The organism is Bradyrhizobium sp. CCH5-F6 (genome assembly GCF_001556045.1).
Taxonomy (GTDB): domain Bacteria; phylum Pseudomonadota; class Alphaproteobacteria; order Rhizobiales; family Xanthobacteraceae; genus Bradyrhizobium.
Window position 1 is genome coordinate 77,600 of record NZ_LSIC01000197.1, and the last position, 13,441, is coordinate 91,040.

Annotated in this window: 11 protein-coding genes; 6 read left to right on the plus strand and 5 right to left on the minus strand. The window is 58.2% G+C overall.

Annotation, left to right across the window (positions count from 1 at the left end; all coding sequences use genetic code 11):
• Positions 1–163: 163 nt before the first annotated feature.
• Positions 164–1,663, plus strand: coding sequence for an undecaprenyl-phosphate glucose phosphotransferase (locus AX729_RS34400; RefSeq protein ID WP_082770608.1), 1,500 nt, complete (start codon positions 164–166; stop codon positions 1,661–1,663).
• A 228-nt stretch (positions 1,664–1,891) separates the two neighbouring features.
• Positions 1,892–3,112, plus strand: a complete 1,221-nt coding sequence (locus tag AX729_RS34405; RefSeq protein ID WP_061028780.1) for a lipopolysaccharide biosynthesis protein — start codon at positions 1,892–1,894, stop codon at positions 3,110–3,112.
• A gap of 4 nt (positions 3,113–3,116) precedes the next feature.
• Here AX729_RS34405 and AX729_RS34410 read toward each other — a convergent pair whose 3' ends face one another.
• Positions 3,117–4,568, minus strand: coding sequence for a hypothetical protein (locus AX729_RS34410; protein ID WP_156457361.1), 1,452 nt, complete (start codon positions 4,566–4,568; stop codon positions 3,117–3,119).
• A 198-nt stretch (positions 4,569–4,766) separates the two neighbouring features.
• Between AX729_RS34410 and AX729_RS34415 the strand changes: the two genes are divergently transcribed.
• The 4 genes from AX729_RS34415 (at position 4,767) to AX729_RS34430 (ending at position 9,092) form a co-directional block, all read left to right on the plus strand.
• Positions 4,767–6,230 (plus strand): endo-1,3-alpha-glucanase family glycosylhydrolase, encoded by a 1,464-nt coding sequence (locus tag AX729_RS34415; protein ID WP_082770609.1) that lies wholly within the window; start codon positions 4,767–4,769, stop codon positions 6,228–6,230.
• Between the two features lie 56 nt (positions 6,231–6,286).
• Positions 6,287–7,066, plus strand: coding sequence for a class I SAM-dependent methyltransferase (locus AX729_RS34420; RefSeq protein WP_156457362.1), 780 nt, complete (start codon positions 6,287–6,289; stop codon positions 7,064–7,066).
• A 118-nt stretch (positions 7,067–7,184) separates the two neighbouring features.
• Positions 7,185–7,856 (plus strand): acyltransferase, encoded by a 672-nt coding sequence (locus tag AX729_RS34425; RefSeq protein WP_061028786.1) that lies wholly within the window; start codon positions 7,185–7,187, stop codon positions 7,854–7,856.
• Positions 7,857–8,282: 426 nt separating this feature from the next.
• On the plus strand, positions 8,283–9,092 hold the full coding sequence (locus AX729_RS34430) for a glycosyltransferase family 4 protein (RefSeq protein WP_197433744.1): 810 nt from the start codon (positions 8,283–8,285) through the stop codon (positions 9,090–9,092).
• An 18-nt stretch (positions 9,093–9,110) separates the two neighbouring features.
• Here AX729_RS34430 and AX729_RS34435 read toward each other — a convergent pair whose 3' ends face one another.
• From AX729_RS34435 to AX729_RS34450, 4 genes are all read right to left on the minus strand, one after another.
• On the minus strand, positions 9,111–9,506 hold the full coding sequence (locus AX729_RS34435) for a hypothetical protein (protein WP_061028790.1): 396 nt from the start codon (positions 9,504–9,506) through the stop codon (positions 9,111–9,113).
• On the minus strand, positions 9,506–10,225 hold the full coding sequence (locus tag AX729_RS34440) for a hypothetical protein (RefSeq protein ID WP_156457364.1): 720 nt from the start codon (positions 10,223–10,225) through the stop codon (positions 9,506–9,508). The genes AX729_RS34435 and AX729_RS34440 overlap by 1 nt, the downstream gene beginning before the upstream one ends.
• A gap of 37 nt (positions 10,226–10,262) precedes the next feature.
• Positions 10,263–12,482 carry a polysaccharide biosynthesis tyrosine autokinase gene (locus AX729_RS34445; protein ID WP_061028794.1) on the minus strand — a complete coding sequence of 740 codons (2,220 nt, stop codon included), beginning with the start codon at positions 12,480–12,482 and terminating at the stop codon, positions 10,263–10,265.
• 224 nt (positions 12,483–12,706) lie between these two features.
• The gene (locus AX729_RS34450) at positions 12,707–13,432 is read right to left on the minus strand and encodes a hypothetical protein (RefSeq protein ID WP_245325501.1); all 726 of its coding nucleotides are present in this window, start codon (positions 13,430–13,432) and stop codon (positions 12,707–12,709) included.
• Positions 13,433–13,441 lie beyond the last annotated feature (9 nt).

Genomic DNA, 13,441 nt, shown 5'->3' on the forward strand with positions numbered 1-13,441 from the left:
CGCATGCACGTATCCTCTTCCGGCCTTCGAATTTTGTATTCCAAATGGCAGAACTAGGATAATGAGATCACAAGAAGTAGGGTTATTTTTTCATTCGTCTTGTTTCGGCTACGGCCTTTCCTGATAACACCCAATCCGATCTTCCTTGTCCTGAGTTCATATTATGACAGTTGCATCGGCCCGCCCGACCTCCGCCGCGGACAGTCCGGTCGAAATTCACATTCTCGATGAGGCGAATCCGGCACGCGCAAGCTTAGTAGTGAGATGGTGGCGACCGCACATTGTTGAACTCCTGGCTCTTGTGGCCGACGCCATCATCATCGTGGCAAGCGGCGTTGGCTGTGCTGCCGGATACCAGATCTATGCACGGCCGGAGCCCGACCAACTCGACGTCTACGCCGCGCTCAGCCTCGTCGTTGCGGTCAACTTCATACTTCTGATCAAGGTTCAGCACGGCTACGCTCTCAAAAACTTTACCGACCTGCCGCGGCTATTCAAGAAGACACTGGCAACGTGGACCGCCTTGTTCGGCGTGCTGATCGTTGTCACCTTCGCCATGAAGGCCAGCAATCAGATCTCGCGCGGCACGATAATCTCGTTCTACCTGGTCGCTCCAGTTCTGCTTCTGCTGGCAAAGGCGGCCATTGCGCGATTTGTCACGACTGCATTGCGGAACGGTGGCGCCTTCGCCAGGCGCCGCGCCGTGGCGATCGCTGAGCGCGGGTTGATGTCGTCAGAGGCAATGGCAGAACTCACACAGCATGGCTACCGGATCACGCGCGTCATGGAGCTCCGCCCGGAGTGCCTGACTACGCCGTCGCTGATTCCGTCGATCGGTCCGCGCCTTGACGACTTTATCGCCTATGCGCGAGAGAACCAGATCGAACAGGTGTTCCTGCTGCTCAGGTGGGATCATGGGCACGCGATCGACATGATCGCGGACGCGCTGAGAATCCTTCCGATACCGGTAAATCTCGTCTCCGATCCGGATGTTTCGAGGTTTTTGCGCTACCCGGTCACGACGGCCGGAAACAGCATGATTGCCGAGATACGGCGCGCACCAATTTCGCGGCAAGAGCAGGCTCTCAAACGTGCGTTCGACCTGATCGGCGCCAGCCTCGGCCTGCTGGTGTTCGCACCGGTCATGCTGATGACCGCAATCCTGATCAAATGCACATCGAACGGCCCGGTGCTCTTTCGGCAAACCCGGAACGGCTTCAACGGTCGCGCCTTCAGGATCTACAAGTTCCGGACGATGCGCGTGCTGGAAGATGGACCAATCATTCTGCAGGCGCGCAGGAACGATCCTCGCGTAACCCCGGTCGGCAGATGGCTCCGCAAGACCTCGATCGACGAACTGCCTCAGCTCTTCAATGTCCTGCTGGGCGACATGTCGCTGGTCGGCCCCCGCCCCCACGCGGCTGCGCACAACTCGGAGTATGAGCAGGTCATCAGCAACTACGCGTTTCGCCAACACGTCAAACCAGGCATCACTGGCTGGGCCCAGGTCAACGGCTACCGCGGCGAAACGCTGACCGTCAACATGATGAAAGCCAGGGTCGACCTGGACTTGTGGTACATCAACAACTGGAGCATCTGGCTCGACGCGAAGATCATCTTGCGCACCGTGGTACAAGTGACCCGCGATCCCGTGGCCTACTGATGTCTCGCCCCGCTCACCCGCCAGCGGGTGCAGCCGATTCATTCTGCGATGTCACCGATCGTATGGCGCGCGCCTGATCGTGATTCATTCCCTCAATGACGATCAGGCAATTAACTTTGTCTTCAAACAGGCCCTCACCAGGGCTCCTCATCATCCTATAACGTTGCGCAACCAGGGCCCCAGCGCTATGACCCTAGCGCCCGCTGGCCGCAATCCAATTTCAGGACGATGAAAACCTACCTCATCAAATACTTCGTTCTGGGCAGCGAACAGGTCATCTTCAGCTTCTCCAATTTCTTCTACCTGGCGATGGTTGCGCGTCGGCTGCCGCTGGCCGAGTTCGCCGAACTGAGCCTTGGATACACCTGCTATCTCATTCTCATCGGATGCCATCACGCGGTCATTTGCGATCCCATCATCGCGACTGGAATCAGCGCACAGGCCAGTCAACGATCGTTCTTAACGCGCCTGTGGACGGTGAATGTATCCTTTTGCTGTCTCTCACTGGCCGCAGGATGCGCACTCGTCTTGAGCAGCAGAACTCACGAGGTGCAAACGCTCACCGTCGTGGCTCTGGCCTGCTTGTTCTTCAGCTTTGCCGGTCCGGTGCAGTTTGTTCGGCGAATTATGCATGTTCAGGGGCACGTGCAAGCCTCTGCCATCGCAGCAGCGGCTTACGCAACCGTCCTGATCGTGTCGGCCTGGATACTTCCCCACGTCAATCTGGAATCGCACTTCGCCTACACCGTACCCTTCATCCTCGGCAATCTGGTTTTCCTCGTCTCAGCCTGGCGAAACATTCCCCGCAAACTCAACGACGACCAGAACGTGTCCCTGAAGTCGCATTTCCGTGCCGGGTACTCGTTCCTGATCAACAACCTCCTCGGCCTTGCGACGACGAACATATACCCCTTCGTGTTCGTGTTTCTGGGCTCGCCTGAGGCCGTTGCAAGTTATCGACTAATGTTCGCCGTCATAGCCCCGTTCGCTCAGTTGCTCGGCGGGCTCTCGGGATTCATCACGCCACGCATTGCAGTCGCGAAGATCAGCCAGATTGAAACCCCTCACCTGCTCATCCTGGCTCTGATCGTCTTCGCTCCCCTTCCGTTGGCCGTCCTGGCAATTTGGTTCGGCAACGACGCGGCCTCTCTCATCTTCGGAACCAAGTATGTCGCGCTCGGAGGCTCCATCCCCGTTGCATTGATCTCGACGAGCTTCGCCCTCGCACTTGCGACTGTGAGCATGTGGCTAAGGGCCAATCATCGGCTGGGGCTGATGCAAGCCGGCAGCTTGATCTCCGCGGCGATAACCGCCGTCATCGCGATTCCCAGTTGCCTGGCTCTTGGAGTTACCGGTGCGTTCGTGTCCCTGGCGATTGCCAATGGAGCCGCGGCAATTTGGGTCGTATTCAAGGGAGCCTCGGGCCGTATCCGGACGCAGCCCGGTTAGCCGCCTAGTTCTGCGACGTCTCCGGCATTGCCCCGCGGCGAATTGAGGGGGGTGCAGGAACATAGACAGCGCGTTTGGTGAGGAGCAGCATGACCGCCGAAGCCATGACGGTCGAGCTATGGATCGCCCATTCCGACCACCCCACTTGAAACGGGCCGCGAAGCAAGATCATGCAAAGCATGGGCGAAAGACAGAGAATGAAGTACAGGGGCGACAGCCTTTGGGCCGCGTAGCCGCGACGTTCTACCCGGTCGAGAACATAGACGATCGCGACAGACATCAGCATCGCCCCAACAATCCCGAAGCTGAAATAGCCCTCGATCGGCGGCGGAGCCGAAACGTTGTCGGTGCCGAAGCCCTTCAGGATGAAGATGTAGTCATGCATGATCTCACCGACCGTTCTTCCCTTCCCGGCCCATAGGTCGCGAGGAACGAAGAACAGAAGCGCGCCCATGATGTTCGATCCCCATTCCAAGCCCTTCATTTCGACCCACATGATGGCGTAGCAGAACAGATCGAGGCCTGAGAAATCGGGATGAACGAAGAACTGGGAGAACGGCCGCTGATCGAGAGAGACGTTCGCGTACCGGAAAATGGATCCGAATATGGGCGAGGCCAGCAATCCGGCGAAATAGGTAACGAGGAACAGACGAACGCTTCTTGGACCAAAGATCGCAAGCACGCAGAATACAATCAATGTCGAGGAGCGAAATCGCGCGGAAATGAGTGGGTTGTTGATGAAGAGACCCGCCAGAAGCAGAACTGCAAAACACGTCACCCAGCCCGTGTCCCGGCGAGCCAAGGCGACACTCACACCGATGACGGGAGCAACCAGGGTGAACGGCCGGAAGAACGCCGTGACCAGAATGTTGATCATCTTGCTCTCGCCGACCACCGAACCGAACGCCTCGCGATTCACCTGAAGCAATGACGAGCCGAGATAACCGACCAATCCCAGCGATATGACGATCGAGGCAGCTGCCAACAGGCTGTAGTTCGGATTTGGCTCGGCGGCGAGGCTTCTGTCGAGAAACCGGTTGTGGCGGGGTTCGGGAGTTCGAAAGGGACGATAGATGACGAAGCAGAGGCCCACGATCGTCATGAATGTGCAAAGCACGCTGGCCGGCACAACGAGACTTACGTCAGCCAGAATTGGATCGAAGTCGTTTCCGATCTGCTGAAGAGGCGCCACGGCCAGAAACAGCAGGTTGAAGACGAAGAAGACGACGAAGAGCAGGTAGGACCTGGCCAGAGCGATCTTCAATCCGAACAGGGAAATTATCCCGTTCACGCCGAGTATCATGGCTGCGATCAACGACGCACGTGGGCTCGACCAAGCCTGGGTGAACGAGAGGAGCAGGTAGGCGCCGCCTAAGCCCATCACGGCATAGTCGAAGGCGCTCTTCGGCGTCACATGCAATTGGGTAGCGGCTGCACTACGCGAGAACTGGTTCATAGCCTGGATACATTGGAGTTCGTCAAGCTCCGCAGTGCGGGCTCTGGAAAGAGCGCAGCACCGCAGTTCAACTTCGACGCAGATCGCACAATACTAGTCTCGGTCGCGTTAACGCTTCGAACTCGTTCACCTTGCGGCCAAAACTCAGGTAAGATATCCTTGTAATATATAGAAGATATCAACGGAATACTTACTTGAATGTCCTTTCCACCGGCCCGGATTAACAACGATCTCAGGCTGCGCGCCCGCATGGACCGGCGTCAGCTTCTTTCCACCGGTATCCTCCTCGCGGGAACATCTTCAATGCCGGCCTCGGTGGCGGCCGCGACGGGTACGGACACGAAGACCAAGAAAGTCTACGCTCACTGGCACTGGTTTCCGACCTCGTTTGACAACTGGCCGGCGGACAAGGATCAGTATGCCGACTATATGTCGCCAGACGGGACCCAAGGCAAACTTCGGGCCGAAGGCGGCTTCATTCGCGAACGGCCCCTGCCTCGCCCCCCACGCCCGGAAGCAAACTGGGCCGTGCTTGATATGCTTGATGAGATCAAGGCCGCGCATCACATCGGGCTGGATGGTTTCCTGTTCAACATGGGAGGCATAGACGACGGCTCCCCGTACATGATTCATCTGCGCAACATGCTCGAGGCCGCCCAACAGGGCCCGCCGGGATTTGAAGTCATACTATCGATCGATACCGTAATTCTGGTGAAGACACCGGTCGATGCGATCGCCGACGCAGTCCTCAAGCTGGCGCGGAACCCCCACGTTGCGCGCCAATCCGACGGCCGACTGATCCTGGGGGCCTTTTCTCCCGAGCAGTGGGACGTCGGCCGATGGAAGGAATTGTTGCAACGACTGACGGCCGGCGGAGAGAAGGTATTCTTCTATCCTACATTTCTCGATGTCCGCAGAACTGTCGATTTCATGGAGCTGATCGATGGCGCATCGATGTGGGGTGTCGACAAGTTGAGCGACGTCCCCCTTCTTAGGAAGGTGGGAAAGTTGACCAAACAGGCTGGGAAGGTCTGGGCATCCGTGGTGTGGCCCCAGGACTTCCGGCCGCACAATCGCTGGTTCTCGGAATGTCATAACAGTGAGTTGTTCCGGGCTTCATGGGCCGCGGCGATGGAAATCGGCTCCGACGCGGTCAACATCGCGACCTGGAACGACTATTCCGAAGGATCCGAAATTCGACCATCCACCAGCATTCAATATGCCTTCTATGATCTCGCTGCGTTCTATATCGCTTGGTTCAAGAACGGCACGATGCCGCCGATCACTGAAGACGTGCTCTATTATTTTCACCGGATCGAGTCCACCGAGGCGCCTGGGACCGGCTCTGCTCAACCGTTCAGGTTCGCAACAAATCTGGTCAGTCGCTTTGCCGATCCGCCTCAGAACGACATTGAGCTGCTTGCGTTCTTGAAGGAGCCGGGGGAGCTCACGATAGCGACCGCGAAGGGCTCAAAGAGCCTGAAGGCGAAAGCTGGAATCACGTCGTTTCGAATTCCGCTCGTGCCGGGCAAAGTGAATTTTCGGCTCAGCCGCGGAGACGCCAGCGTAATAGACCTGCCGAGCGCGTTCGAAATTCGCGAGACCTCGGCCTATCAGGATCTGCTGTATCACGGCGGGTCGTCGTCCCGTCCACCGGTCTAGAATATTCCGGCCGTGGTTCAGACGAGAACTGCCTGGATATCTGGCCGTCATTTCTCTTGGGCGCAGCAGCGTCAGTGAGTCCCATGCATTCAACTTTCTTCCCGGAACTAGCTGTTGGCGGATTTACCAGAATCGACGGCACGGTTGCGTTTTACCAACGCGTGAATGCCCTCGTGACGCCGAGCACCAGAATGATCGATTTCGGCGCAGGCCGCGGCATGATCCATGAAGACGTCAGCTCGGAGTACCGTCGCAATCTCTGCAACTTCAAGGGACGCGTTGCCCAGGTCATCGGATTGGACGTCGACGAAGCCGTCTTCACCAATCCGTCGCTGGACGAGGCGATGCTCCTGGATCCGACGGGACGTGCGCCTCTGCCCGCCAACTGCGCCGACATCATCCTGTCGGATTGCACATTCGAGCATATCCCGGATCCGGCCCAAAGCACCGCCGAGATGGACAGGCTCTTGAAGCCCGGCGGCTGGATCTGCGCGCGGACCCCAAACAGGTACGGCTACATCGCACTGGCCAACCGCCTGATCCCGAGTGGAATTAGCCGCACCATACTCAGCTCGGCACAACCCGAGCGCAAGGATGAGGACATCTTTCCGGCGGTCTATCGCTTGAATACGCCGGCTACCCTACGGAGGTATTTCCCACCCGCGCGGTTCGACCATTTCGTATATGCTTGGGATGCGGAGCCGGCCTACCACGCCAACAACCGCGGCATCTACCGTGCGTTCCAACTCATTCAGCTCCTTACGCCTCACGCCTTCAAGACGGTCTTGATGATCTTCATCCGGAAGAAGCTCAACTGTCCGGCCGAAGCCGCCTAGCTTGCGGGCTGGTGAATTCGCACGCTCGAGGCGATACACTGTCGAAATAACCTTAAGGCCGAGATCTTGACCAAACCGCAGCCATTTCGGCTATTTTGGGTGGGCGCAAGGAACGACTATGCTGAAAATCGTCATTCAAGTTCTATTCCTTTTATTCCCCTGGAGAGTCCGTCGGCTGGTCCTCAACGCGATCCCTGGTTTTTCCATCCATCGCGACGCACGAATCGGTCTCTCCCTGATCCTTGCCGACGAATGCATCCTGGAAGCGAAGACCTACATCGGTCATCTCAACTATATCGGCCGGCTCGATCGGTTGCAGATGGACGAAGATGCGGTCATCGGCAATCTGAACTGGATAGGTGGACTGTCAACTCGCCTGAACTCGCCGGCCTTCCGAAGCAGAACGAAGCGACGTTCGGACCTCATCATGCGCAAAGCGAGCCTGGTGATGAGCCAGCATTACATCGATTGCACAGACCGGATCGAGTTTCGTCAGTTCTGCGGTCTCGCCGGTTTCCGCAGCCAGTTGTTGACCCATGGGGTCAATCCAATGTCCGCCCGGCAGACATGCTCTCCTATCACGATAGGAGCCTACACGATGATCGGCACAGGCGTGATCATTCTGCAGGGCGTCACCATCCCGGACAATTGCGTTGTGGCTTCGGGCGCCGTCGTAACCCACGTCGCGCCCCGGGAATATTCGATGATCGGCGGCAATCCGGCGGTTCACCAGCGGGACATCCCGAAGACCGCCAGGATATTTCACCGAACCACCTTTACAGTCACATAAGCTCGGACACGGCTCGCAGCCGCATCCCGGGCACGCCCAATGACCCGCCTCTACGGTCAATTGGGTGGCATTGGGGAGCCGTGGCGCCCTCTTGCCAGGATGCTGCTCTCGCCATCGATTGTTCATGTGCCGACATGCTGAGCGACCGACGCCGTGCCCAGTAAAATGATCGTTGTGGCGGGTCCCCTTCCTCCGCCGGTCCATGGCGCAGCGCTCATCACCAAGCGAGCGGTCGACACTCTGCGCGCTGCTGGATTTCAACTCGCGCTCGGGAACACCTCACCGGGCGATGCTGCCGGTGGGTGGCGGCATCATTTCAATCGCGCACGGGCCTACGTCCGATGCGGACGGACCATCCTTCGTCACCCCGATGCCTCGATCCTCTACCTCTCTCTGTCCGGCGGATATGGACTGCTCTATGACCTCTTGATCGTCGTCCTTGCACGGTGGCTCGGGAAGACGATCGCGTTCCATCATCACAGCTTTGCATATCTGACGAAGCGCAGCGCCATCCTGGCGTCCATCGTCCGCATGGCCGGCGCCGACCAGCTTCATATTGCGCTCTGCCCCAGAATGGCGACGAGGCTTTCGGAGCTGTATGGCGGACATCTCAGAACGGTCGTCATTTCCAACCTGGCCTTCATGGACCTGCCCGCGGCCGAGCTACGGAGCCCTGAGCGGAGATTCAACTCGATTGGCTATCTGTCGAACATCTCGCTCGAGAAAGGCATCGACCGCTTTCTCGACCTGATGGCTCGACTACGAGAGAGCGGATCCGGCCTGACGGCACGAATCGCCGGTCCCTGCTCCGATCTCGAAATCGAGCGCTACATCAAGCGCCGCGCGAGCGAGATCGATGGAATCGAATATGTGGGGCCCGTCTATGATGACGCCAAGACCAACTTCCTCTCATCGATAGACGTCCTGGTGTTTCCGACAAGGTACGTCAACGAGGCGCAGCCCGTCGTCATATACGAGGCGCAGATGGCAGGCATCGTCGTTGCCGCCTCTTGCCGTGGATGCATCGCCAACATGGTGCCGGAACAACTGCTGCTCGATCCGAGCGCATCAGATCTGGACAAGATCGCAGAACAAATCCTCGCGTGGGAACGGTCGGACGCTGACTTTCAAGCCGTTCTGAACGAAGCCAGGGACAATCGAGCAGCGCTGCTCGTTCAGCGCGAAGACGACGCCAGAAAGTTCCTGGAGCTTTTCGAGGCCCCCGCGACTAGATGAGCGGATAGTGCGGCAAGTTCATTTTTGCGATAGTGAATATCTGAACGTCGACATCTTCATCGTTCCCAGAATCGTGTCGACGCGTTGATAGCCGTAGACGGTCGCATCCTTGCAGTGATCGCTATGGTAATAGCAGATCTTGACCCTGATCATTCGAGAGCAGTTGTTCTTGACGCTGACGATATGATCCATCAGTTCTCCGTTCGCGACATGCCCTTTGGCGGCCGCCTCGACATTGAGGCAAGGACGATTGGCGCCGTCACGGATGACAGGCGATTCCGATGTGTCGGCGGCGCCTTGCATCATGAATTTCGGCTTGGTGCCTTGTGCGTGAGCCGACGGAAGGTTCTGGACCAATGTCCAGGCCGGAGCCATGCAGATCAGCACGACAAGCCGAATGAGCGATCGAACCATTACCGCCACATCCTTTCAGGCAACTCGACCCCCGGCACGGCAGCCTTCACGCCTTCATACGCCAGCCGCTTCGCAAAGGCTTCACGGGCGACCAAGCTGACGCCCCCGAGGCTCGCCAGCAGTCTATCCTTCTGAGCCCAACCGACTCCCGTCAGGTTGCGTGCCGCATCATCGGTGAACTCGCTTTCGACCATGCCAGCGAACTCGGCAACGACCTTCTGCTGCAGCTGTTCGCCAAGCAATGGAAATATCGCAAGCGCCAGCCTGTTGCGACGGAGCGCAATCCAGCCTTCGTATGGTCCGGCCGCATACGACTGTTCAAGATAGCGAATATTTCCCGCGTCAAAACCGTCACGTTCGTTCTTCACCCAGTACAGCAACAGCCAAAGAAAGGCGTCGGCCGGATTGAGCATCAACGACGACTTCAGCTTGTCCTCCGCAGCCGACAATCTGCGGTCCAGGTCCTGGGAACCCTTTCCCAGCAGGCCCTCCTCGGCGGAGCGAAGTGCAATCAGCGCCCGGGCTCGCACCAGACTAGGGTAGAGAGGGCCCGATGGCGAGCCGGCGTCCATACGCACCGCGATCGGCTCCACCGTCCCCGGCTTGAGCCGTTCACCGACCAGGATGTGCGTGGCGACGGAGCTGACCTGCAGATCGGACCAGAACGATGGCAACACGATCAGTGACCAGGCTACTCCAGCGATACCCGTCAGAAGCAATGCGCCCCTGCAGCATTTCCGCCAAACCTCGCCCATGCTAGTCGACGTAGCCGTAACGGGCATAGTTCTTCTTGTAATAATAACGGCCGTGATAGGACTCGTAGCGAGCAAGGCGCTTCGTATCCGCCTTGTTGAGCACGACGCCAAGCAGCTTGTCTTGGATTTCCTGAGAACCACGCAGATTGTGCCTGACGACATCCATCGGCGTCTTGCCCCACTCCACGACGAAGACGTAGGAGTCAACGAAAGTCGACGTCACGCGCACGTCCACCACCGGCGCCATGGGCGGCATGTCGATCACGATGTAGTCGAACTTGCCCCTCAGCTCGCCAATGAGGCCATGCATCGTCTTTGACGCCAGTATCTCGTTGGTGTGAAGAAGCTTGGAGGTCGTACCTGCCGCCAGAATCGAGAGCCCCGTTCGCGCATCGACCGTCAAGGCCTTCTCCAACTTGTCCTTGTGCGCGAGGATCTCGACCAACCCAATCTCCGCGTCGGGCGTCAGCGCGCGCGAGAGCGAGGGATTGCGGAGATCGCAATCGATCAGGAGAACGCGCGCACCGCCATGGGCCATCAATTGCGCAAGGTTGGCAGACAGCGTGCTCTTGCCCTCATTCGGAAGGGTCGACGTAACCGCCAGCACGCGGTTCTCTCGAACAATCGAGTTCAGATCGACTGCCACCTTGGTCGAGCGTACCGCTTCCGAGAAGCGCGAGAGAGGATGATCAACGACGTAATTCAGCAATTTTGCCCCGGCGTCCTTGGTCGCAGCCGCGTTCACCGTCGGCAGCAGCGCTATACAATTCGCACCGAGCACCTCTTCGACCTGTTGGGTCGTCCTGAACACCCGGTCCATCATCTCGCGCACGATCGCCAGGACGAAGCTCAGCACCAGGCCGCCAAAAAGAGCCACGCCCAGCACGATGAGAGTCTTTGGGTAGCTCTTGACCAGCGGTGTCGTTGCTGCGCTGATCACGCGCGCTTCACTGATCGGGAAGGATTGCTGCTGGACCGATTCCATGTAGCGCTGCAGGAAATTGTCGTACATCGCCTGATACGACTGCGCATTGCTATCGAGCTCGCGTAGCCGAACCTGCGCCTGATTGGTCAGCTGGGACTCCGAGACTACAGTGGCCAAACTGGCCTTGATGCTCTCCTCGCGCGTGACGGCGATATCATAGTCGCTCTTGTAAGACTCCTGAATGCGCTTGAGCTCGTCGATGATGTTGCGCTTGATCTCGTCCATTTGGCGACGCAGGTTCACCGCAGCAAGATGATCGTGGCCATACTTGGCTGCCCAGATCGCTTCCTTGGCGGCCATGTCGACATATTGACCTCGCAGCTTGACGATGGTCTCGTTCCGAAGAGCATCCGCCACTGCCGCGTCCGGGATTTCGCGCTTCAGAATATCGTTGATGCGGTCCAACCGCGCCCGGGCCTCGGCCGTCGAAGCATGGGCCCCAACCAGTTGGCTGTTCACTTCGGCGAGCTGCTGCTCGTTCATCAAGCGCCCGCCGGTATCGACAATGTTGTTGGCCGTCTTGAAATCGACGACCGCCTTCTGTGCCGCGGATGCCTGAGCGCGCAACTCCTTGATGCGGTCCTGCAACCAGACGCTGGCACGACGCGTCGATTGGTACTTGGCTTCCAGCTGGTCAACGATGTAGGCGTCGGCGATCGCATTGGCGATCTGCGCCGCCTTCGCTGGATCACGCGACGTGAAGCCGATCTCCATGACGTATGTGAGACCGAGGCGCTTGATGGTGCGATTGCTCTCAAATCGTTGCAGAGCCTTGCGCTGCAATCTGAACTCGGAACCGGCGCGGCCGCTGGAGAACAGATCGGAAAAGAAATTGCCGATCGACCCGATCAGGCTTCCGCCGTTGCCGAGAAACTCCGGATCTTCCGTCAGGTGCAAGTCACGAATGACCGCCAAGCTGATGTTCTCGGACTTGAGAATTTCGACCTGCGTTTCCACCGACGCGGAGTCAGGGGCCACATCGCCGAGCATCGATTGCTGTTGGAACAATTGTACTTTGCGGGTGTCGATGACGATTGAAGCCGTGGAGGTGAATTGCGGAGCTTCGGTAAAGAGATAGAGAAGCGCCAGGATCAGGGAGGCGGATATGATCGCGACAATTGTCGGGAACTGATGCCGGATGACATCCAAATGCAAGGTCAGCGATTGAAACGGAGAGCCTTGTGTCTCAGCGAATTCGCGATTGATCTCTGAGGTGGACTTGTTCAGCTGCAACATCCGGTAATTCCTGAAATCAATCAATGCCCGTACTTGGACCGACAAGCGCGCGACGACGTGATTTCACCTATCCGCAAATCACGCACAGCCATCGAAGCATGGACGCACCACGTGCTTCACGGGTTGTATATTGAGCGAGTTACCGCAGAAGATCAAAGGCAGCGTGTGAACACGCTGCCTTGGTTTATTTTCTCTTAGGGATGCCGGCGCAAGAAGCCCGGACGTTACTGCGTCGGACTGACCGCGGGATAGGCGGTCGAGGGAGTCACCGATCCCGTATAAGTCGTCACGCGGTTCGGGTAGTTCAGGCCACCAAAGAGCTGAACGCCGGAGCTGCTGCCGCCCGAGGCGAAGCCAGAGCCGGTCGTTGGACCGCCGCTGCCGCTACCGCCACCGCCGGCACCCGCCGCAGCGATTGCAACATCACCGGTCGCGGCCTGGTAGGCAGCAATGACGTCCGGATTGTTCGTTCCGGCGACGGCGGCCTGAATTTCATTGGCAAACGCCTGATCGGTCTGCGCCGCCATGCGCGCCACCTGGGCAAGACCAGCGACGATCGCGCGCAACTGATCCTTCGTCGTCGCCGGGTTCTTCAACAATTCGATCAGACCCGGCACCGTCGTCGGATCCGACGCTCCAAGGTCTCGGACGCGCGAGATCAGCTGCGGACCGCCATCGGGATATTGCTGCAAAAGCGTTGCGGGAGATCCCTTGAAATCGGAGATGATCTGAGCCTGCAGTTGCCGGCTGGGCGGATAGACAGCTGCGCTGGCAGCGGAGGATATCGAGCTTGCGACGGCAATCATCACAGCGGCACGAACCGTAAACCTGACAAGGTTCATAATTTCCTCAACAACTAGTTTGCCTTTATGGCCGGAACGAAAGCGATGGGAAAGTAGTCGAAAGAGGCGGCCCTGTCCACCAATTCTAAAGGAATAGTTAAGGCCCAAGTACCTGGA

Bases quoted from the DNA above. Each gene is read 5' to 3' on its own strand.
- AX729_RS34400 (WP_082770608.1), top strand. From the start codon at position 164: ATGACAGTTGCATCGGCCCGCCCGACCTCCGCCGCGGACAGTCCGGTC.
- AX729_RS34405 (WP_061028780.1), top strand. From the start codon at position 1,892: ATGAAAACCTACCTCATCAAATACTTCGTTCTGGGCAGCGAACAGGTC.
- AX729_RS34410 (WP_156457361.1), bottom strand. From the start codon at position 4,568: ATGAACCAGTTCTCGCGTAGTGCAGCCGCTACCCAATTGCATGTGACG.
- AX729_RS34415 (WP_082770609.1), top strand. From the start codon at position 4,767: ATGTCCTTTCCACCGGCCCGGATTAACAACGATCTCAGGCTGCGCGCC.
- AX729_RS34425 (WP_061028786.1), top strand. From the start codon at position 7,185: ATGCTGAAAATCGTCATTCAAGTTCTATTCCTTTTATTCCCCTGGAGA.
- AX729_RS34435 (WP_061028790.1), bottom strand. From the start codon at position 9,506: ATGGTTCGATCGCTCATTCGGCTTGTCGTGCTGATCTGCATGGCTCCG.
- AX729_RS34445 (WP_061028794.1), bottom strand. From the start codon at position 12,482: ATGTTGCAGCTGAACAAGTCCACCTCAGAGATCAATCGCGAATTCGCT.